The sequence below is a fragment of the Bradyrhizobium sp. STM 3561 genome (assembly GCF_045571455.1).
Classification (GTDB): Bacteria; Pseudomonadota; Alphaproteobacteria; order Rhizobiales; family Xanthobacteraceae; genus Bradyrhizobium; species Bradyrhizobium vignae.
Genome location: NZ_CP120695.1, coordinates 3,826,174 through 3,845,974, shown reverse-complemented (window position 1 = coordinate 3,845,974; position 19,801 = coordinate 3,826,174). Strand labels below are relative to the sequence as shown.

The following is a 19,801-nucleotide window of genomic DNA, read 5'->3' as shown; positions in this document are numbered from 1 at the left end:
CCGGTGAGCGGACGGGGTCAAGGCCGTCAGCCGCCGCAGGCGGGGCGCGCCAGCGCCAGCCTTGAGGCCGGCCGATCGCCGGGCTACTTCGCCACAGTTGCTCTTTCAATTGAGGGTGAGGCGACGAAGCAAAGCTCGGGCGAGATGAGCCGCGAGGATGCGAAGGCGTGTCTGCAATTCAGATGCCGGCCGCAGAGCGACGCCGGCGCCACTTGCTCCGTCATTGCGCGCAGCGAAGCAAATCCAGAGTCTTTTCGCGGATGCATTTCTGGATTTGCTTCGCTCCGCTCGCAATGACGATGTTGAGGCAGCCGTGCGCGAAGATTCAGGCCTCGTGCCCCGGACGCAGCGCAGCGCTCCTCTAGCGATGCGCTGCAGAGCCGGGGCCCATGCTGCAGCAAATGCCGCGGCCTGCTGGGTCCCGGCTCGGCGCCGCAACGCTTGCGCGCTGCAGCGCGTCCGGGACACAAAAGTGTACGAACTAAACCGGCTTCCCCGTATACGGCATCGATGCCGTCAAGCCTCCGTCGACGGGGAACGCCTGGCCGTTCACATAGGACGCTTCGTCGCTCGCCAAAAACAACCCCATCGCGGCGAGCTCGTGCGGCTGGCCGGCACGCTTCAGCGGATTGAGTTGGCCGATCTTGTCTTGGGTGCCGCGCTCCTTGGCGCGGTCGAAGATCGGCTTCGTCATGCCGGTTTCGATCAGGCCCGGGCACACCGCGTTGATGCGCACGCCGGTGCCGGTGAGCGAATAGGCCGTGGTCTGCACCAGGCTGATCACGCCGGCCTTGCTCGCCGCATAGGGATGCCCGCTGGCGCCGGCCTTGAGGCCCGCGACGGACGCGGTCAGCACGATCGCGCCGGACTGCTGCTTGACCATGTGCGGCATCGCGTATTTCACCGCCAGGAACGGCCCGATCAGATTGACGCGCAAAATCTCCTGCCAGTGCTCCACTGTCTGCTCGGCGAGCGGAACGAGGCCGCCGGAGATGCCGGCATTGGCCCAGATCACGTCGAGCCGGCCATGCGTCTTCACCGCTTTGTCGATCACGGCGATGACGTCGGCCTCGGAGCCGGCATCCGCCACCATGGCTTCCGCAACGCCGCCGGCCTTCTTCACCTCCTCGACGGTCTCCTTCACCGCCTCGGTACGATCGACCGCAATCAGCCTGGCGCCTTCCTTGGTGAACAGCAGCGCAGCGGCGCGGCCGATGCCGCTGCCGGCGCCGGTGATGATGACGGATTTGCCTTGCAGGCGGCCCATGCGCTTCTCCCTTTGCTCGCACGCGGCCCTTGCCGCGCGACGGAATTTCAAACAAGATTTCAAACGGTAAAGTGTCTTGAGACACGTTCGTTACTGACGTACAGCGACATCACACGGGATGGAAGGGTTTCGATGGCTGGTGCAGACAGGCCGAATGTGGTCATAACACGATGGTGGTGGGTCCGGCACGCGCCAGTGCGCAATGACGGCGGCAACATCTACGGCCAGTCCGACATCGCCTGCGATACCAGCGACACCTATGTGTTCAACGCTGTTGCCAAGGTGCTGCCACGTAAGGCGGTCTGGTATTCGAGCAATCTGATGCGCACTCATCAGACCGCCGAGGCGATCTGGGCCACCGGTTTTCCAAGGCCTGCGTCGATGAAGTGGGAAGCGGATCTTGCCGAGCAGAATCTCGGCCGCTGGCAGGGCATGAACCGCGCTGAATTCATCGCGAGCCGTCCCGTCGGCGCCAGTTGGTTCGCCGATATCAACGAGCCCGCGCCAGGCGGCGAAAGCTTCATGGATCTCTACAACCGCACGCGCCGCACCATCGAGCGGATCAACAACGAGGCGGCAGGGCAGGACATCATCGCGGTCGCGCATGGCGGCACCATCAAGGCGGCACTCGGGCTTGCGCTCGACGGCCAGCCGGAGCGGGGGCTCTCGTTCGACATCGACAATTGCTCGGTGACGCGGCTGGACTATTTTGCCAGTCCCGAACGCACGGTCTGGCGGCTGCCGATGGTCAACCAGCAGCCCTGGATCGCAGATGACGCGCACGCGGCGATGCATCAGCCGGCAGGACCGGAAGTCAAGAAGCTCGCCTGACACTGAATACGAAAGTCAATCTGGGAGAGAAACATGACCTTGTTCGACATGAAGGGGAAAGTCGCCGTCATCACGGGATCGACGCGCGGCATCGGGCTCGCGATCGCCGAGCGCATGGCCGAGCACGGCGCCAAGGTGGTGATCTCCTCGCGCAAGGCCGACGTGTGCGAGCAGGTGGCGAAGAGCATCAACGACAGATTCGGCAAGGGCACCGCCGTTGCGATCGCCGCGAACATCTCGTCGAAAGAGAATTTGCAAAACCTCGTCGACGAGAGCAACCGCGCCTTCGGCAAGATCGACGTGCTGGTCTGCAATGCGGCGTCGAATCCGTATTACGGTCCGCTCGCCGGCATCTCCGACGATCAGTTCAGGAAGATCCTCGACAACAACATCGTTGCCAACAATTGGCTGATCTCGATGGTGGTGCCGCAGATGATCGAGCGCAAGGACGGCTCGATCATCATCGTCTCCTCGATCGGCGGCCTCAAGGGCTCGACCATCCTCGGTGCTTACGCGATCTCGAAGGCCGCCGACATGCAGCTCGCGCGCAATCTCGCCTGCGAATACGGCAAGCACAATATCCGCGTGAACTGTATCGCGCCCGGCCTCATCAAGACCGATTTCGCGAAAGCTCTGTGGGACAATCCGGAGAACCTGAAGGCTTCGACCTCACGCTCGCCGCTGCTGCGTATCGGCATCCCCGACGAGATCGCGGGCGCGGCCGTGTTCCTGGGCTCGAAGGCCGGCGACTTCATGACCGGCCAGACCATGGTGATCGACGGCGGCGCGACGATCAGTTGAGGCGATAGAGCGCAGAACCCTAAGCGCGGACCTCACTCCACCGCCGCGTAAACCAGATCCCGCACCAGGGTTCGCGTGTAGTCGCGCTGGCCCGGGCCCTGGCTCATGAAGACCGCGAACAGATCCTCCTTCGGATCGATCCAGAAGAACGTGCCGGCAATGCCGCTCCAGAAATACTGGCCGACGCTGCCAGGGAAGGGGGCAATGCCGGCCTCGCGGCGCACGGCAAAGCCGAGACCGAAGCCGTGGCCGGGCGACAGCAGCGTGCCATTCGTCACAACATGCGGCCCGAGATGATCGGACGCCATCAGCTCCAGCGTCTTGCGGCCGATGATCCTGTTGCCGTCGAGCGTGCCGCCATTGCGCAGCATCAGGCAGAAGCGGGCATAGTCCATCGTGGTCGAGACCAGGCCGCCGCCGCCGGACTCCATCACCGGCTGCTCGAGCATGTTGAACAGCGCGACCTTGTCGCCGGTCCAGGGGTCGGTCGCGAATGGCTCGGCAATACGCCCGGCATTGGCCGCGGCGGTCGAGAAGCCGGTCTCGGCCATCTGGAGCGGCGCGAGCACGCGCTCGGTGAGGAACGTGCCGAGCGTTTTGCCGATGACGACCTCGATGATGCGGCCAAGGATGTCGGTGGAGCGACTGTAGTTGAACTCCGCGCCGGGCTGGCAGACCAGCGGAAAGCTCGCCACCAGTGCGGCATGCTCGGCATTGGTGATCTTGCGGCTGCGGACGCGGGATTCCTGGTAGAGCTTGTGCACAGGGCCGTCGCCCTGGTGCTCGTAGGTGAGGCCGGAGGTGTGGCGGAGCAGGTCCTGCACGGTCATGGGCCGCGTCGGCGGCACCAGCTCCAACTTGCCGTCCTTGACGACGCCGACCTGCTGGCTCGCGAACTCCGGGATGAATTTTGCGACCGCGTCGCTGAGCAGGAGCTGGCCGTCCTCGACCAGCGCCATGATGCCGACCGAGACGATCGGCTTGGTCATCGAGAAGATGCGGAAGATCGAATCGCGCGCCATCGGCGCCGCGCCCGCCGGGCCCTGCTTGCCGAGCGCCTCGAACCAGCCGATTTGGCCGCCCCTCGCCACCAGCACGGTGACCCCGGGAACGGTTCCCTTGTCGATCTCGCGGCTGAAGGCATCGGACATGGCCTGGAGACGGGGGCGCGACAGCCCGAGCGTCTCGGGGCGGGCCTCCGGCAAAGGCGGGGTGTGAAGCGCGATCGGTGCCTGTTGGGCGGCTGTGGCGGTCGCTGTAACGGTCATGGGCACTCCCGATTGTTTTTCGTTATGGCCAATGGACTGTGGCCCGGAAAGCCGGACACAAACAAGCGAAGCCGGCGCGGTTCACCCTTGCAAACCGGCCGCTCTCTGTGCTTGAAAGCGCCCCTGATCCGCGGCGACGCTGGGTCTATAGGAGTGTAGCTCAATTGGTAGAGCACCGGTCTCCAAAACCGGGGGTCGCAGGTTCGAGCCCTGCCACTCCTGCCAGTAAAATCAATCACTTAGATTGGACGCTGGCGGGATAGGGACAAGGCGTCCCGTACCAACCGCCAAAAGGCGAGCACGAACGCCGGATACCCTACGCTGAGATCCGCGGAGCGCCGTTTAGCGCGCCGGGCTCTGCTCCGCGTCGGCGGGAATCTGGCTGAGATCGACGTTCCGGATGGGAACGCGGCGGAGCAGCGACACGATGGTCCCGCCAAGCTCGAAATAGGTGCGCAGCCGCAGCGCGCGGGACGATCCCTTCAGCTCCGCATTCAGGCTCACGGGGACCTGGACGTGGGTGAGGCCGAGCTGGAGCAGGGAGATCAGCGCACAGATCTGATAGCCGTAGCCGTCGGCCTTGACCGCGATCTGGCGCAGCCATTTCACGGGGTAGACGATCATGCTGTGGTAGTCGGAGAGCCAGAAGCCGAACAGGCAGTTCAGGATGAACCGCAGCGAATGCGACTGGATGGAGCGGTTGACGGAGCGGTCGGACTGGTTGTCGCGATAGGTGATGACGATGTCCGCGGCGCCCGCCGCCTTGAACATCCGGGCAATACCCTCGTTCTGGAAGGCGTGATCGCCGGGAATCAGCGTGATGGCATCGAATTTCGCGCGCGACAGCGCATATTCGAAGCCGGCGCCGACGCCCCGCCGCACGGCGTTGTGATGCACGATGATGCGCGGCTCGCCGGCCGCGAACTCGTCCATGATCGCACCGGTGGCGTCGGTGCTGCCGTCGTCGATCAGGAAGATCTCGAAATCGTCGAGCAGCTCGCGGGCGAGCGGCAGCACGCCGTCGATGGTGTCGGCGATCTTGTCCTGTTCGTTCAGTGCAGGGATGACGATCGTAAGCTTTCTTGCCGCCCTGGAAGGTGTCATCGCAATGTCGCCGGTGCTGGCTACCCTGTACAACTGGAACTCTAGCGAAACTTTAGGTCATCAGAGCCGAGCGAACAACACGACCCGGTACGAAACCGGCGATGTGTGTGTTCTGCGCAACTAGTCCGAAAAATCATACAGACCGGTATCGCCAATGGCGAAAAGGCGGCGGAGTCGCGTGATCCTGCCGGCCAATTTCCGGCCCGCCGCAGTGGGGGCAAAGGTCGGGCCGATGTACTCGGCAAGGCCGGACTCGACCAGTATCTTGGTCCTGCCAAGGAACACATCCGGAATCCGATGCTCCACCACCTCCACGAGGGACGATTCGCGCCCGGGTCGCTCGGCTATATCGAGCATGATCTCAAGCGAAACCGACTTGTAGACGGCGCCGAAGGCAAAGACGTAGCTCATCACGCCGAAGCTGAAGATCGAAGCGGCGTTCCAATACTGAAATTGCGGGACCGTCATGGCGCCGAGGATTATGCTGGTGACATGTGAGAGGACGGCGGCGATCGCCAGGACGATCGTGGGCGACAACGGCCGTGCCGCGCGTCGCGCCATCCATTGCATGGCGGGCGCAACGACGATGAACACGATGATCCCGATGGCTCCCCAGACAAACGACATCATGGCGCGTGTCCGAGTCCCGTGACGAAACGAATGAGTCTGACGATGCCAGCGACCATCGTGCCTTTGGCTGTCGCCACGAGCTTGCCGTCGCTTGAAGCAACCATTCCGGAGCCGAGCAGCAGCTTCAGCCGATTACGGGCGAACGTGCCGAGATTGCCGCCCCGCATATAAGCGGTAGCCCATTCGTCCGACGTCATTGGGCGGCCGGCCTGAACCAGCGACGTCAGCAAGGTCAGGGTAAAGCCCCAGGCGAGCAGGCTCCAGAATACGTAGGACAGCAAGATGCCCGTGGCCAGCAGGAAGGCGCCGGCGAGGACATCATCGAAGTGCCGCTCACCGGGAAGGACTAGGCTGGCGAGGACAAACAAGGCTGTTGCGAGGCTCACGCCGATCCGAAAGGTCCGACCGGCGCCGCGTACGCTCGTGGCACGGGCCACGGCGAGCAACAACAATGGAAGTGCAGCACTGAGGCATATCGCGACGGCTTGCGCCGGGCCCGGTACGATATTCATGCTAAAGACCGCGTTTCCAGTGCGCCTCGGCCAGCGCGATATCGATGGATGAGTCCTCGCCGGAGGCAGATGGTGATGTATGTCCGATCAGGTCCGAGACGAATGCTTCGGCTTGCCGGCGAAATGCCCAGCTTCGTCCACGTGCCATTTGCGAGCGTTGACCGTCCTGATCGAGGGTGACCAAGGCCTCCTCTTCGGCAAAGGGCGCCGGCAATTCGATTGTTACGGCGCCACGCTCGAACTCAACCGCCAGTCCCTCCCGCCATGGACCGGAGACCTTGTTGGCGAACTCGAAGACGCAGGGAATGCCGGCGAAGTCGAGCGCCATGCCGGTTTCCGGCGCGGTTGCCGTCGGCATCGCGTGCAATGTGGGGGAACTGCCCAGCACATGGCGCGCGAGATTGATGATGTGGCTGAACACGTTCAAAAACGTATCATAGCGCGGCCGCATCGCCGCCGGCATCCAGTCGGGCCCATCCGGCCAAAGCTCAAGCCCCTCAGGACGGGTTTCCGTGGTCATGACAAAGTTGTCGGCCGAGGCACCGGTGAGGCCACCGAGACACCATGCGCGAGCTCCGATGATGAGTCCGAGCGATCCATCCGCCCGAAGCCGCGCCAGCAGCGAACGCGCCCGCGCAACGCCGGCGTCATGACGCTTCATGTAGCCGACGCTGTAGATCAGGTCGTGCTTTCGGGCGGCCTCAACGAGGGCCGCGGCTTGAGCGGTCGTATATGCCATCGGCTTTTCCGAGAGCACATGGCGACCGCTGTTGAGCGCGTCGAGGACGATGGGACCAGTGGCGCGTCGCCTCGTCACCACGACGACGGCGGACACGGCATCGTCGTCGAGCAATTCCCGGTGCGTACGATAGACGCGCGAAACCGCGAACTTTGCGGCGGCGGCCGCGGCCAAATCAGGTCGCAGGTCGGCGACGGCAACCACCTGGCAGGCGGGATTGGAAATGAAATTGGCGAGGTGGCACATTTGGCCCACCATGCCCATGCCGATGATGCCAATCCCCGGCGTCAATTTCTACACATCCTGTGACGGCCCGAGGCGCTTGCGCATGACCAGGAAATGCGCCGGCTGCCCCCACATCTTGATGAAAGGTTCGTCCGACCGGGTGAGAGCGGCCAGGCCGTCGCTGTCCCGGCGTCCGATCGCCTCGAATATCCGCAAGAAGCTATCGAGCGTCGCCTGGAACGAGGCGACGTCGGCGATGTCGTCAGCCAGGACGTCTGTGGTCCTGATAGCGCTGCGGAGCGCGTCCAGATCGGATATGATTCTCGCCAGACCTTCGCCAAGCGGATCGTCGATCAATCGGTCGATCTCAACGGCCAGCCGCTCGATCGTGGCACAGATCGTATCGACAGCCTCGATCGGTCCGACCAAATACAGCTTCTGTCCGCCGAGAAAGCTGAGACGGCTGCGACGAAGATGCTGCTCTGCGCGGCGCAGCTTCTCATCATCGGACAATATCTTCTTGTGCCAGTAGACCGCCAGCGTGTCGTCATAAGAGGGCCACGCCGCGTGGACGTCGAAACCGAGCGCATTGGCGGAGGTGCGCAGCGTCGCAGCGTCGATAAAATAGCGGTAACGGACGAACGGATTCTCGAGGACGTCCATCAACCAGGATTCGAACCGGCGGGTATGGGGAATGCTGTTCCATTTCGCGTCGAACAGACGCTTTGCGCTGTCCTCCGGAGGAAGGCCGGTCAACGCCTTGGCGGCCGCATGGATCGCCTTGAGCGCGAGCTCGAAAAACCCGCCATAGCGTTCATAGTAGGAGACTACGGCGTAACCGTCGGGATTGAGCAGGTCGTGGACGATGCGCAGCCAGGTCTCGGTCGGCTGTACGGTATAGATGAAACCTTCCGCATCCACGAGATCGAAGCGGCGCTGACCGCGAAATCCCTCGACATCGGCCAGAACGAGTTCGCGAAGCTGATCCGACAGTCCAAAGTGATCGAAGTAGGCGCGTATCTTCTCATGCGCCTGCTGGTTGGGCTCCGCCAACGTCATCTTCGCGCCCCAGCCGGCAAACACCATCGCGTTCTCGCCGGAGTCGGGGCCGAACTCGAGCACCTCGGCATCGCGAAACAACCGGGGAGGCAACGACAGCTTGTCCAGGAACAGCGCACGCCGTTGGGCGGCATAAGCGTTCAGTTCAGCCGCAGACTTGAAGTTGCCGAACGTCGGCAGAATGCTCTGGCGCTGGTAGTATTGAAACAGCTTCGCGTCAGCCATTACGCCTAGCCTGCTGCTGCGGCCTCGAGCCGATCCAGCTCACGCCAGATGTCGGATGGAGCAAAGACCGAAACGATATTCAGCGGACGCTTCAGCGCTTCGCGGAGGCGGGTGCTGACCTTGGTCTCGTTCTCCTGGTTGACCGCGAGCAGGCAGATCAGCGGCTCAGTGCGGTCCCGCAACTCCTCAGGCGACCGGATCGGAATACGGGTTCCCGGCAGAAAGAGCCCTTGACGCTCAGTCTGGTCGTCGACCGAGAGGTCGATCAGGTCTGCCAATTCGTGGGCATTGGTGAAGGTGCAGGCGCGGCAGCCGGCTCCGTAGATCGCGACCTGAGTGCCGCGTGCCCGAAACTTTGCGAGGGCGGGCCGAAGGCGTGCTCCGTATTCGCGGGCGAGCTGCGCGAACTTCTCGCCAACCCCAGGCGACGGTGTCGGCGCGGCGATCTCGCCTTGCTTGCGGCGCGCGGCAACCGCGAGGGTGCCGCCGCTGAAATTGTACTTCTTCATCGAGACGGTTTCGAAGCCGTGGCGCGCCAGCAGGGCGAGCAAGGTGGCTTCCGTGAAGTAGCTGACATGCTCCTCCCAGAGCACCGAGAGATCTCCGACCGACGATCCCGGCGCGAAGTCCGGAACGTCGATGAACAGCAGACCATCCTCTTTCAGAGCGAGCTTGACGCACTCGAAGAAGTTCTCGAAATCGACGATGTGCTCTAGCACCTGCCGCGCAATGACGAGATCGAATTTGCCGGCTTTTGCCACGGCGTCGCGGCACAGGGCCGGACTGATCATCTCGGAATACACGGTGATGCCGCGCTCGCTGGCGATCTTGCCGGAGACCGGGTTGGGCTCCACGCCAAACAGAACCTTCGCGCCGCGCTCGCGAAGCTTGCCCATGAACAGGCCATCGTTGCAGCCGATCTCGAAAACCGAGTGATGTCTCGTAAACTGCGCGATGGTGTCGAGCTCATCGGGCTGATGCGGCTCTGGCTTCCAACTGCTGAAATTGTAGTTGAACTGGCGATAGAGAATATCGGGATCGATCGGCTCGACGATCTGCGGAAGGCCACACGCACCGCAGGCCAGCACCTCGAATGGAAATCGTTCCTCGCGCTCGTCCCTGCTGTGCAGCAGACGATGCGCGATCGGCATCAGGCCGAGATCGATGACCGGTCGCAGGTCGTTGGCATGGCAAAGCCGGCAGTTCTTGCTCACGGGTTCAGACACGATGACTTTCGATGGAGTTGATGCGGCTGGTAACGAAGCATCTCAAGCCCCATGCCCCGATCGGACAGGCACACCAGCTGAAGGTGCCGGAAAGGCAGCAACTACCAGCCGGGCAGACGTCTTGCAAGCGTTAAGAAGCCGTTGCGAAGGCGGCTTCGGCCCGATACGCATCTACTGGGCAAAGCGCCACGAACGCCGCGCTCAAGCGATTGTAACTCCTAGACAATCCGTATATCAGGACGCAGTGCCGCCGCAGCCCAGTCGCCAGGCTGCCCCAGCAGATTTCCGATAGGCAGCGATTCTTGCCGGTCGCGCATTAGCGCCGCGCGATGCGACCGTTCGTGCAGATGTACTCAAGTTGCTTTCCCGTGGACCAGCGATGAACATTTGGTTTGACAAGCGAGGCGCCTGCCATGTCTTTCGTCTGTCAAAGCAGCGGCGCAGGGCTTCGCCGTTCTTTCCGACCACCTGAGTAACCAGACGCAGTCTCGACCTCCCCACAGCACTAGTTGGGTCATGTCACCCACGAGGTTTCCATGAAGCTAGGACGGCAGCACGACAACGAACTGAACGATCTGGTCGTGGCGATGGCTTTTGCACTATTTTTCCTCGCGCTGTTCTCGTGGCCAATGTCCCTCTCCGATCCGCTGGGCGTCAGGTACTTCAACGCCATCGACAAGTCGCTGGTGACGTCTCTCGAGCTGGAGCCGGATCGAATCAAGATCAAGTTCTTCGAAAAATACCTGCTGACCGGCTGGATCGTGATCGGGCCTGTCCTGGCCGCCATCTGGCTCGGCTATTTCAGGCGGCAGTCCCGGCTAGCGATCAGCCTGGCTTGCATCGCAATCGGCATTCCGCTCCTGCACCTCGGCTATCAGCCGCTTCGCCAACATATCGCATGGCTGCCGCTACTGCTTGCCACGATCGTCCTGGCGGCAGGGGTGCTGCATCCGCACTACCTGCCGACGACCCGATCGTACCGAGCGCCACAACTGCTTGCGGATGAGAATTGGACGCTGTGGACGATTCGACGGCTGCTGTTCTTGGTGGTGTTTGCCGCGATCCTGACGGTACTGATGTTCCCGCACTCCATCACCTCGATGGCGGCGCGCATCGGACCCGAGCAGCACATCGTGTCCTATATGATCGGACCGGCGCTCTATAGGTTCATTCCATCCTTGAGCCTCGGCGCTGACTACACGTCACACTACTCGCTGCTGACAGGACCGCTGTTTTTCCATCTGCTCACTCCATCGCTTCTGCATACGCTGGAGAACTACGTCTGGACGATCTGCACCGTGACGACGCTGTTCTACATTTCCGCGTTTCTGCTGATCTCCTGGCTGTTCCAGTCGGTCTTCTGGGGCGCGGCGATTACGGTCACGGCATTCTTTCTCAACTTCCAGACCGAGGGCAATTCGCTGTTTGGTCCGTCGGCCTGGCCGATCCGATTTCCGTTGTTGATGATCGCTGTCGGACTTTTCGTCCGGCTCTATAGAAGGCCCGATGCACTGTCGGCATGTCTCCTCGGCGTCGTCATGGGGGCATCCCTTTGCATCATGTTTGAAACCGGAATCGCCATCACTGTTTCGGGTGCGATCTCCTTCTTCGTCGTATTTGCCCGCATCCCCGGGCGGTTCAGGCTCGCGAGTATCGTCACGGTATCGGCCCTGATTGCGTTCTACGGAATCTCCGCGGCAGCCTATGGCAGGAATGCCTTGGGCTTCGCCTTTCATGCCGATCTTTTTGAGCCGATCCTCCTGTATGGAAAGGCGATGTGGGGGCTCGAGTTCATCGATTGGGGCCTGAACTGGGGATTGATCAGCAACCTGCTGGCTCCCGGCCTTGCGGTTGCGACGATCGCCGTCTTGTCCCGGTCGTTCATTCTGGGTGCGGAGCGTCCTTCACCGGATCGCGCCGCCATCCTGTTCCTCGCGATCATTGGATGTTTCCTGACCTTCAAATGGGTGAACCGTTCGCTTCTCGCGGTTTGGCATCAAAATTCGCTGCCCCATCTGATCGTGTCGGCCTGGTGGCTTCGGCAGTTCATCGAGAGATATGTCGTTCCTCACTGGGGAAGCGCAGGGCGACGCTCCGCATGCTCAGCTGCGTTTGCACTGACGGCGATCTACGTCTGCTTCGTCTTTGATCCGAAACAGCCGACGATTCCGCACGGCATGCAGTCGTATCTGCGCTACCCCAGCATCGCGCTGAATACGGTGCATCCCTTTCCACTCACGCAATGGAAAGGCGATGAGTATTACGCGCCCCAACAGGATCTCGACCTGATCAAGAAACATGTCGGTCCAGATGAGCGTGCGGCCCTTATCTCGCGAATTGACTGGGTATTCTTGCTGGAGGCGGAACGGGCTCCCAAATACTACTTCGTTCCGTCCATCTCGGTCTTTGACCTGCATCACCTCGATATGAGCCTGGCCAATGCGGACAAGCTGTTTATCGATCGCGGCTCCTCGTTGGGCTACGCTTGGGCGGAGGCGAGGATCAAGGATGTTCTCAGCAAGCAGTATCGCCTTGCGGAGAGCGGAAAAGACCTTGACCTCTATTTGAAGAAATAACGGGGGGAGATTCGCTCGGGCTGTGGCTGGCGCCAAGGCGCTAGTCGCAGGCCGGAGCGGGCATTGCCAGCAACCAGAGCAGAGGCCGTACCCCAGCCCGGCTACAGGGAGGACGGTACTCGCTCCGCGGCAGCGGCACCTGCCGACCGTCCGCAGTCCGGGTCAGTTGGCCGCGGCCTCCTGTTGTGGACGAAGCGGTGCGGCGCTCCGACGCCAGCAGTTCGAGCAGGCCCATTTCATCAAGCGGCGGGATGCCCGGTGTGGCCTGATACTGCCACGTTTCACGTCGCGCCGGGCAGGGCTGGCTGTCGTCGATGTAAGACACCGGGCAGCGGCCCGCCGGCACAAAAGCTGGATTGGTGAAATCGCCGCAGTTGTCGGTATAGGCAAATGACGGCTGGCGCTGCCCATCTCGCAGGATCATCTGCGCAGCGTTCATATCGGCCGCGCCGAGACAGCGCTGTCTGAAGAGCAGAGTCCAACTGGCGGGGATGATCTTGATCTCGACAACCTTCGGCTCAGGGTCGGCAAGCAGGGCCGCCCGCACCTGGCGCGTCAGATCCGTGGTGACGAGGCCGTCATATAGCAGCCATTTTGCATCGTGGGCCATCGACAACGCGAACACGGCGATGACGGAGCCCGCGAGCGCCGCCCTGAGCCGCGCGCTCGGAACCAGCTGAATCGCTGTCGCCAGGAGCAGCAGAACGCCGAACTGCGAGGGAAACAGCAGCCTCGACTCGCCGCGCGTCACATCCCCGTAGATGCCGACCAGCGCATAGGGAACGGCGCCGAGCACTGTGATTACGGTCCCCAGCAGGAGCAGCAGAAGGGATCTTGCAGAGGTGAAGGGAGATTTGGTCCGCGACAGGCGCCCGCAAACGGCAATCACCGTCAGCATGAGCGCAGCAAAGACTCCGCGGCCGAACATCGCTGCAGCGTAGTCGAAGGCGTAGGCCACAGCGCGGGGAAATGCGCGCAGATGCGTGACGAACGCGGCGGCGACGACATTGATATCGTGTACCGGAGCATATTGCTCGGCGTAATGGCCGCTTTTTCCCATGATCGTCACTCGCAGCACGACAACCGCTACGATCATCAGCCAGAATGGGACGAGCCGCGCGAGCCATGCCGTCCACCGTTCGCCCGCACGCCAGGCGACCAGCAAACGCAACGGCTCGAGCGCGATCAAGGTCTCCAGCGAGAGCGAGAAGAACAGACAGAGCGGCGCGATCCATCGAAGCGCCCGCGATCGCGCCTCCATGAGCACGAGCGACAGGAGATAGAAGACCAGAAAGAAATCGTAGATCGCGTTGAAAGTCAGCCGGATGACATAGAACGGAGTCAGCAGGAAGAGTGCGGCGGTCAGCGCCGCGACGGGGCGGGTATAGGCGGACAGCCCCAAGGCCCGATAGAGCAGCAGGCCACTCAGCAAATGGCACGTCAGCCCGGTGATCCGTGCGGCGAGGCTCGGCGTATCCGAACCGAGTGCTACGAAAAGCTCCATCGGGATCGCATAGCCGCCATGGGCGGCCTGCCACATCAGGCGGGCGACGCTCGCCGCGCCTTCAGTCCAGTAGATGTAGTAAACCGTCCAGTCGTCGCCGAATATCTGCCGGGCAAACAGCGCCGGGGCGCTTGCAGCAAGGGCAAGAATTCCGGCGACCCACAGGTAGACGGCGTCCGATGGCGCGCGTTCGTTCTGGATGTTCATCGCGACCGTCTACGCCAGGGGCGATCTGCCTTGATACGCGGCCGCAAGAGCGTCGACTTCGGCCAGGTAGCCTCGGACCGCCGCTGCGTCGCTGCCGTCCGGCGCCCAGTCGGGGAATGCCGTGCGGGAGGGATCGAACGGGCCGGAGGTGGTTTCATGAAACACCAGCCATTCCGACGTGATCAGGATCGAGTGAAACACTTCCTCGGGCATCCGGTAGTAGCACAGCTTGCCCTGACCGTAGGGCGCCATGTCGAGCACATCTCGAATTCGGCCGTCGTCCTCGAAGATGACGATCCGCGCGGTGCCCTCGATCAGATGAAAGGACTCCGGCTTGCCGAAATGCTTGTGCGGCCGCACATAGGCTTCGCGGTGATGCACGATCAGCATCTCATGCAGGCCGGACAACGGGTCGGGGTGCGTGCACAGCCGGCTGCGCAGACGCGGATTGCCGGCGGCGATGCGCTTCAGCTCCGCGATCGTGGCGTCGTCCGCGGTGACGATGGGGTCATCCGAATAATACACTTCCGGATTCTGCGCGCGCAAAGAGGCCGGCCGGCGCAGGCCTGCTTCATTCGAAGAAGATGAACCCATGGTCGCCCCGGTACCCGCATTTGTCGTAGATCCAGGCCCATGTTTCTGGACCATGGAAGCTCAGGCAGGTGAGCTGCCAGTAGAGGAGGTTCGCCTTCTCGCGCTCGTTGCGGAAGGATTCGACCATCAGATATTTCGAGGTGCCGCGTCCGACGCGTTCGATCTCGGGCACCGCGCGGAACACGTCCTCGAGCGCAAGATTGTGCAGCACGCCGAGCGACACGACGAGATCGAAGCTGTGATCGGGATAGGGGAGCTCGACGGCGCTGCCGACCCTTAAATACGGCCGCACCTCTTCCTTGGCGTTGGCGATGCCGTACTCGGAGATGTCGATGCCGGCGATCCTTAGGTCGGGCACGAGTTGGGTGAACTCGTAGAGCAGGTAGCCCTTGCCGCAACCAACGTCGAGCACGCTCATGCCCGGCCTGATGCCGTAGCGGTCGATCAGAGTCTGCGCCAGCGGGCGCCACCGTCCGTCGTAGCGATAGCCGCCGTAGCCGTAGCGCCGGTCGCCGTCCCAGTAGTCGCGTCCCCATTGCCGCGCGACGGTGGCGGATTCAGCCTTGTCGTGCTCAACGACCCGCTGAACGTAGTTCCGCTTGGTCGATGCGTGCATCGGCTGGAGCAGGTTGATCTCGGCCATCAATCGGTCCGCTGCATCGTCACAGGATGGTTGCGAACTTGCTGACGAGCAGAATGTCCTCGACGGCCTGGATATCTTTCGGCGACGCCAGCGTGATCTCCTCAACCGCAGCATGGAGGTCGCAGCCCTCGCGCAGCACGCGGTCGTAAATCTGCCGCCGTCGTGCCTCGTCGGGCGGCAGCATGAAGATGCTGTAGAGAATCAGGCCGCGCAGCTGCGGCAGCTCGTCCAGGATGTCCTCGAGCACCATGTAGCTGCCCGGCATGGTGTGCTCGGCGGCGCTCAGCAGATAGTGCAGGTTCTTGCGCCGCGCATAGTCGCGGATCACGATGTTCTGGACGTGCTGCGGGGTGCGGCTGCCGTTCAGCGGCCGGGCGCCGATATAGCCGCGATGACCGGCCCGCTCAGCCATGGAAGCCTCCCGGCAGCTTGTATTGCATGCCGACCCTTGTCGCGGGGCGCAGCAGGATCGGCTCGAAGAACTCGCCGAAGCGCTTGTCCGCATAGGGCGACATGATGCTCTTGAAGCGGCAGTTCATGCTCCAGCGCGTGCCGGCTTCCTCGTTGACGCGATTGCCGTGCATCAGGGTCTGGTTGAACAGCATGACGTGACCGTAGGGAATCTCGATGAAGCTCGCGTGCGGCTTGATGGTCTTGTACAGCTCTTCGGCACTGCGCAGGCTGGCCATCCGCTCCTGCATCTCACCGTTGACGGACGGCGGCAGCAGATACATCGATTTGGTGCGATGGACATCGACCAGCGGCACCCACACCACGACCTCGAACGGCGAGTCGCCGGACCAGACGTCGGAATGGGTGGCGAGCAGAGACGAGCTGTCGCCGGGGAGCTGGATGCTGAGATTGACGCGGCGCTGCATGCAGAGCTCGTTGCCGACGATGGTCTCGATCGTCGAACGCGCGAGACGAAAGTAGGTCGGCCGGAACCAGGGCTCGGCGTTGAGGCCGGTGAAGACGTGCAGCCGCAGTCCGTTGAGATCGTCTACGCTCACGCGCGTGTGGATAGTGTCGAGCATCGCATACGGATCGTTGCTGTGCGGCAGCTTCAGATAGTCCGCCGCGAGCTCGGCGGCACGGCGCTGGATCCGGTCGAGCCCGGCGCGATCGTCGGCCGGCGTGGTGACGAAGCCGTCGTCGATGAAGCGCTGCGCCAGCGCCTGCTCGTCGGCGTGCAGGAAGTCCGTGTCCGTCATGCAAAATACTCCCGGGCGGTCGCGCAAATATAGCTGATGTCGGAAGCCGAGAGGAACTGGTTGATGGGGAGGGTGAGGATCTGGTCTGCCTGCCGTTCCGTCACCGGGAACGCGCCGCGGCCATGACCAAGATGCGCCGCCGCCGGCTGCAGGTGGATTGGAACCGGATAGTGGATCGCGGTCTCAATACCCTTTTCGGCAAGATATTTCTGGAAGTCGTTGCGACGATCGGTCTGCACGACGAAGGTGTGGAAGGTGTTGAACTCGATGTTGCGGCAGGGCGGAACGAACAGCGGTAGGCCGGCGAGCTCGGCGCGGTATTGCGCGGCGTTGCGCCGCCGGCGTTCGATCACCGACGGCAGGTGGCGCAGGCGGATCCGCAGCACCTCGGCCTGGAGCGTGTCGAGCCGTGACACGATGCCCCATTCCTGGACGTCGCTGCGGTTGATCAGGCCGTGATTGCGCAGCCGGCGGATTCTGGCGGCGAGATCGCCGTCGGCGGTGACGAGGAAGCCGGCATCGCCGGCGGCATTGAGATTCTTCAAGGGGTGGGCGGAGAAGCAGCCGAACGTGCCGATGGTGCCGCTCATCCGGCCGTCATAGGTCGAGCCGATCGCCTGGGCGCTGTCCTCGATCACGGCAAGGGCATGCTTGGCCGCGATCGCCATCAGCGGGGTCATGTCGGCCATGCGCCCGGTCAGGTGCACCGGCATGATCGCCTTAGTTCGCGGAGTGATGGCGGCCTCGACTGCGGCTGGATCGACGTTCTGGTCCGGCAGCACGTCGGCAAACACCGGCGTGGCGCCGACCGCGATGATCGCGGCGGTCGATGCCACGAACGAATTCGGAGGGGTGATGACTTCGTCGCCGGGGCCGATGTCGAGCGCCCGCATGGCGAGGATCAGCGCGTCGGTGCCGGAATTCAGCGTCACGACATGCGGCGAGCCGAGATAGGCCGACAGTTCCTCCTCGAGCTTTCCGACCGCCGCCCCGCCGATGAAGTCGCCGCGCTGGAATACGCCCTCGACCGCCTGCATGATCTCGCCGCGCTCCTCCTCGAATTGCGCGGGAAGATTGACGTAACCGATGCGCCGGCGGCCGGTGTCAGCGTCCATGGCAGAATTTCCGAACGGTTTCGATGACCCGGTCCTGCTGGGCGCGCGTCAGATGTTGGTCGACGGGGAAGCTGATGACTTCCTTGGCGTGGCGGTCGGTGACCGGGAAGGTGCCGGGGGCGTAGCCGAGATGCTTGAGGCCTTCCTGCTGATACAGCGGGATCGGATAGTGGATCTTGGCCTCGATGCCGTTGTCCAGGCAGTACTTGTAGAGTTCGTCGCGGCGCTCGGCGAACACCATGTAGAGATGATAGACGTGCTTCACGTTGGGCCGCCGCGGCGGGACGCGCAGGCCGGGCAGGCCGGCGAGACCCGCATCGTAGTAGGCCGCATTCTCGATCCGGCGCCGCGTGATCTCGCTGGTCTGGCCGATCAGCCAGTTGCCGACCACCGCCTGAAGGGAATCGAGTCGCGAATTGCAGCCGAGGATCGCGATCTCGTCGCGGTTCTTCATGCCGTGATTGCGGATCAGGCGGAGCTTCTCGTTCATGCCGTCGTCATTGGTGACGACGACGCCGGCATCGCCCCAGACGTTGAGGTTCTTGAGCGGATGCAGAGAGAAGCCGGCCGCGATGCCATGGGTGCCGGACCGCTTGCCCGCAAACTCCGACAAGATGCCCTGGCAGGCGTCCTCGACTACAGGCAGGTTGTGGCGCTGCGCGATGGGCATCAGCTTGCCCATGTCGGTGACCTCGCCGGTCAACTGGACCGGCATGATGGCCTTGGTCTTCTCAGTGATCGCGGCCTCGACCTGGTCGACGTTCATGCAGAAGGAATCATCGCAGTCGACAAGCACCGGGGTGGCGCCGGTTTCCGCGATCGCGCCGACGGTGGCGATGAAGGTGTTGGCGGCGGTGATGACCTCGTCGCCATGGCCGATGCCGAGCGCCTTGAGCGGCAGCTTGAGCGCGTCTGTGCCTGATCCCACGCCAATGGCGTGACGCACGCCGATCAACTCGGCAAAGCGCTTCTCGAATTCGGCGACAGGCTTGCCAAGGGTGAAATCACCGGTCGCGACCAAGCGGCCGATTTCGGCCAGGATCGGTGCGGGATCGGCGAATTGCTCGAGCAGATAGGAATATCGAACGTCGTACATGTGGCCCGTCAGATGGAATGAAGTTGAGGAGAGGTGCGCGACGCCGCGAGCGCATGCTCGACCGAGGTCGCGATCGCGTTGGCGGAGAGCCCGTGCTTCTTCAGCAGCGAGTCCTGCGAGCCGTAATTGTGCATGAAGCGGTCCGGCAGCGACAGCCGCAGCATCGCGGGGAAGCCGGAGCCGAGCTTGTCGATCAGCGCCTCTGCGACGGCACTGCCGAGGCCGCCGGAGGGCACGTGCTCCTCCAACGTCGCCACCAGCTTGGTGCCGCGGATCGCCTGCAGAAGTGCCGCCGTATCGAGCGGCTTCACCGTATGCATGTGCAGGATGCCGGCACGAATGCCTTGCGCGGCCAGCATGTCGGCGGCCGCGAGGGCGCGCTGGAGCATGATGCCGGTGGTCACCATGAGGACGTCGCCCGGCGGGCGCATCAGGATGGCCTTGCCGATCTCGAAGCCGTGCTCGGCCTTGGAGACGATCGCGTCACCGCCCTTGCCGAGCCGGATGTAGATCGGGCCCTTCCAGTGCAGCGTCTGCTCCATCATGCGCGCGGCCTCGTCGGCGTCGCACGGGCAGATCACCGTCATGTTCGGCAGTGCCCGCATGATGGCGATGTCCTCGATCGCCTGGTGGGTGGGACCGAGCGGCGCGTAGACGAGCCCGCCGCCATTTGCGATCAGCCGCACCGGCAGGTTGTGCAGGCAGAGGTCGACCGCCACCTGCTCGTAGCAGCGGCGGGTGAGGAAGGTCGCAATGGTGTTGACGTAGGGCACGAAGCCTTCCATCGCCAGACCGGCCGACATGCCGATGATGTGCGCTTCCGAAATGCCCTCGATCAGATGGCGCTTGGGAAACTCCTTGCTCATCGCGCGCAGCGTGCCGGCGCCGGGATCGGAGCCGATGTAAAGCACCCGCTCGTCGCGCGCGGCAAGCTTGTGGACCATGTTCATCGCGGTGTTGCGCATGGG

Annotated in this window: 19 protein-coding genes and 1 tRNA gene; 4 read left to right on the top strand and 16 right to left on the bottom strand. The window is 63.0% G+C overall.

All coding sequences use genetic code 11. The annotated features are described in order from the left end of the window. Positions 1-481: 481 nt before the first annotated feature. Positions 482-1,267, bottom strand: coding sequence for an SDR family NAD(P)-dependent oxidoreductase (locus tag P6U28_RS18285; RefSeq protein WP_407122912.1), 786 nt, complete (start codon positions 1,265-1,267; stop codon positions 482-484). Positions 1,268-1,399: 132 nt separating this feature from the next. On the opposite strand from P6U28_RS18285, the gene P6U28_RS18280 reads away from it, so the two are divergent. After that, positions 1,400-2,098, top strand: coding sequence for a histidine phosphatase family protein (locus P6U28_RS18280; RefSeq protein ID WP_407122910.1), 699 nt, complete (start codon positions 1,400-1,402; stop codon positions 2,096-2,098). A gap of 33 nt (positions 2,099-2,131) precedes the next feature. Further along, positions 2,132-2,899, top strand: coding sequence for an SDR family NAD(P)-dependent oxidoreductase (locus P6U28_RS18275; protein WP_407122908.1), 768 nt, complete (start codon positions 2,132-2,134; stop codon positions 2,897-2,899). Between the two features lie 32 nt (positions 2,900-2,931). On the opposite strand, the gene P6U28_RS18270 is transcribed toward P6U28_RS18275, so the two are convergent. Continuing rightward, the gene (locus P6U28_RS18270) at positions 2,932-4,167 is read right to left on the bottom strand and encodes a serine hydrolase domain-containing protein (protein WP_407122906.1); all 1,236 of its coding nucleotides are present in this window, start codon (positions 4,165-4,167) and stop codon (positions 2,932-2,934) included. Between the two features lie 149 nt (positions 4,168-4,316). Between P6U28_RS18270 and P6U28_RS18265 the strand changes: the two genes are divergently transcribed. Further along, positions 4,317-4,392 (top strand) — tRNA-Trp (locus P6U28_RS18265). 117 nt (positions 4,393-4,509) lie between these two features. Here the strand turns inward: P6U28_RS18265 and P6U28_RS18260 are convergent. The 6 genes from P6U28_RS18260 to P6U28_RS18235 all read right to left on the bottom strand — a co-directional run bounded on the left by P6U28_RS18260 (position 4,510) and on the right by P6U28_RS18235 (position 9,887). Beyond that, entirely contained in the window at positions 4,510-5,271 is a 762-nt protein-coding gene (locus tag P6U28_RS18260) for a glycosyltransferase family 2 protein (protein WP_407122905.1), read from the bottom strand. Positions 5,272-5,391: 120 nt separating this feature from the next. After that, positions 5,392-5,901, bottom strand: a complete 510-nt coding sequence (locus P6U28_RS18255) for a hypothetical protein (RefSeq protein ID WP_407122904.1) — start codon at positions 5,899-5,901, stop codon at positions 5,392-5,394. Then, the gene (locus tag P6U28_RS18250) at positions 5,898-6,413 is read right to left on the bottom strand and encodes a hypothetical protein (RefSeq protein ID WP_407122903.1); all 516 of its coding nucleotides are present in this window, start codon (positions 6,411-6,413) and stop codon (positions 5,898-5,900) included. Before P6U28_RS18250 ends, P6U28_RS18255 begins: the two co-directional genes overlap by 4 nt. 1 nt (position 6,414) lies before the next feature. Then, entirely contained in the window at positions 6,415-7,443 is a 1,029-nt protein-coding gene (locus tag P6U28_RS18245; protein WP_407122901.1) for a Gfo/Idh/MocA family protein, read from the bottom strand. 3 nt (positions 7,444-7,446) lie between these two features. Continuing rightward, entirely contained in the window at positions 7,447-8,661 is a 1,215-nt protein-coding gene (locus tag P6U28_RS18240; protein WP_407122899.1) for a class I SAM-dependent methyltransferase, read from the bottom strand. Positions 8,662-8,666: 5 nt separating this feature from the next. Further along, on the bottom strand, positions 8,667-9,887 hold the full coding sequence (locus P6U28_RS18235) for a class I SAM-dependent methyltransferase (protein ID WP_407122898.1): 1,221 nt from the start codon (positions 9,885-9,887) through the stop codon (positions 8,667-8,669). 536 nt (positions 9,888-10,423) lie between these two features. Between P6U28_RS18235 and P6U28_RS18230 the strand changes: the two genes are divergently transcribed. Continuing rightward, a complete protein-coding gene (locus P6U28_RS18230; protein WP_407122896.1) occupies positions 10,424-12,463 on the top strand; it encodes a hypothetical protein in 2,040 nt (679 codons plus the stop codon). Between the two features lie 40 nt (positions 12,464-12,503). Here P6U28_RS18230 and P6U28_RS18225 read toward each other — a convergent pair whose 3' ends face one another. From P6U28_RS18225 to P6U28_RS18190, 8 genes are read right to left on the bottom strand one after another with little or no spacing between them, the layout of a single operon-like run. After that, positions 12,504-14,174, bottom strand: coding sequence for a hypothetical protein (locus P6U28_RS18225; RefSeq protein WP_407122894.1), 1,671 nt, complete (start codon positions 14,172-14,174; stop codon positions 12,504-12,506). 9 nt (positions 14,175-14,183) lie between these two features. Next, the gene (locus tag P6U28_RS18220; protein WP_407122893.1) at positions 14,184-14,768 is read right to left on the bottom strand and encodes a WbuC family cupin fold metalloprotein; all 585 of its coding nucleotides are present in this window, start codon (positions 14,766-14,768) and stop codon (positions 14,184-14,186) included. Continuing rightward, a complete protein-coding gene (locus tag P6U28_RS18215; protein WP_407122892.1) occupies positions 14,746-15,411 on the bottom strand; it encodes a class I SAM-dependent methyltransferase in 666 nt (221 codons plus the stop codon). Before P6U28_RS18215 ends, P6U28_RS18220 begins: the two co-directional genes overlap by 23 nt. Positions 15,412-15,430: 19 nt before the next feature. Beyond that, positions 15,431-15,823 carry an LIC12192 family sporadic carbohydrate cluster protein gene (locus P6U28_RS18210; RefSeq protein ID WP_407122891.1) on the bottom strand — a complete coding sequence of 131 codons (393 nt, stop codon included), beginning with the start codon at positions 15,821-15,823 and terminating at the stop codon, positions 15,431-15,433. Then, positions 15,816-16,622, bottom strand: coding sequence for a sporadic carbohydrate cluster 2OG-Fe(II) oxygenase (locus P6U28_RS18205; RefSeq protein WP_407122889.1), 807 nt, complete (start codon positions 16,620-16,622; stop codon positions 15,816-15,818). The genes P6U28_RS18210 and P6U28_RS18205 overlap by 8 nt, the downstream gene beginning before the upstream one ends. Beyond that, positions 16,619-17,737: a DegT/DnrJ/EryC1/StrS family aminotransferase gene (locus P6U28_RS18200; RefSeq protein WP_407122888.1), complete on the bottom strand. Its 1,119-nt coding sequence runs from the start codon at positions 17,735-17,737 to the stop codon at positions 16,619-16,621. Before P6U28_RS18200 ends, P6U28_RS18205 begins: the two co-directional genes overlap by 4 nt. Further along, positions 17,727-18,833, bottom strand: a complete 1,107-nt coding sequence (locus P6U28_RS18195) for a DegT/DnrJ/EryC1/StrS aminotransferase family protein (RefSeq protein ID WP_157280570.1) — start codon at positions 18,831-18,833, stop codon at positions 17,727-17,729. The genes P6U28_RS18200 and P6U28_RS18195 overlap by 11 nt, the downstream gene beginning before the upstream one ends. Before the next feature lie 8 nt (positions 18,834-18,841). Beyond that, a complete protein-coding gene (locus tag P6U28_RS18190; protein WP_407122886.1) occupies positions 18,842-19,798 on the bottom strand; it encodes a transketolase family protein in 957 nt (318 codons plus the stop codon). Positions 19,799-19,801: the final 3 nt, after the last annotated feature.

Bases quoted from the DNA above. Each gene is read 5' to 3' on its own strand.
- P6U28_RS18285 (WP_407122912.1), bottom strand. From the start codon at position 1,267: ATGGGCCGCCTGCAAGGCAAATCCGTCATCATCACCGGCGCCGGCAGC.
- P6U28_RS18200 (WP_407122888.1), bottom strand. From the start codon at position 17,737: ATGGACGCTGACACCGGCCGCCGGCGCATCGGTTACGTCAATCTTCCC.
- P6U28_RS18255 (WP_407122904.1), bottom strand. From the start codon at position 5,901: ATGATGTCGTTTGTCTGGGGAGCCATCGGGATCATCGTGTTCATCGTC.
- P6U28_RS18280 (WP_407122910.1), top strand. From the start codon at position 1,400: ATGGCTGGTGCAGACAGGCCGAATGTGGTCATAACACGATGGTGGTGG.
- P6U28_RS18220 (WP_407122893.1), bottom strand. From the start codon at position 14,768: ATGGGTTCATCTTCTTCGAATGAAGCAGGCCTGCGCCGGCCGGCCTCT.
- P6U28_RS18250 (WP_407122903.1), bottom strand. From the start codon at position 6,413: ATGAATATCGTACCGGGCCCGGCGCAAGCCGTCGCGATATGCCTCAGT.
- P6U28_RS18240 (WP_407122899.1), bottom strand. From the start codon at position 8,661: ATGGCTGACGCGAAGCTGTTTCAATACTACCAGCGCCAGAGCATTCTG.
- P6U28_RS18270 (WP_407122906.1), bottom strand. From the start codon at position 4,167: ATGACCGTTACAGCGACCGCCACAGCCGCCCAACAGGCACCGATCGCG.
- P6U28_RS18230 (WP_407122896.1), top strand. From the start codon at position 10,424: ATGAAGCTAGGACGGCAGCACGACAACGAACTGAACGATCTGGTCGTG.
- P6U28_RS18190 (WP_407122886.1), bottom strand. From the start codon at position 19,798: ATGCGCAACACCGCGATGAACATGGTCCACAAGCTTGCCGCGCGCGAC.
- P6U28_RS18260 (WP_407122905.1), bottom strand. From the start codon at position 5,271: ATGACACCTTCCAGGGCGGCAAGAAAGCTTACGATCGTCATCCCTGCA.
- P6U28_RS18215 (WP_407122892.1), bottom strand. From the start codon at position 15,411: ATGGCCGAGATCAACCTGCTCCAGCCGATGCACGCATCGACCAAGCGG.
- P6U28_RS18195 (WP_157280570.1), bottom strand. From the start codon at position 18,833: ATGTACGACGTTCGATATTCCTATCTGCTCGAGCAATTCGCCGATCCC.
- P6U28_RS18275 (WP_407122908.1), top strand. From the start codon at position 2,132: ATGACCTTGTTCGACATGAAGGGGAAAGTCGCCGTCATCACGGGATCG.
- P6U28_RS18225 (WP_407122894.1), bottom strand. From the start codon at position 14,174: ATGAACATCCAGAACGAACGCGCGCCATCGGACGCCGTCTACCTGTGG.
- P6U28_RS18210 (WP_407122891.1), bottom strand. From the start codon at position 15,823: ATGGCTGAGCGGGCCGGTCATCGCGGCTATATCGGCGCCCGGCCGCTG.
- P6U28_RS18205 (WP_407122889.1), bottom strand. From the start codon at position 16,622: ATGACGGACACGGACTTCCTGCACGCCGACGAGCAGGCGCTGGCGCAG.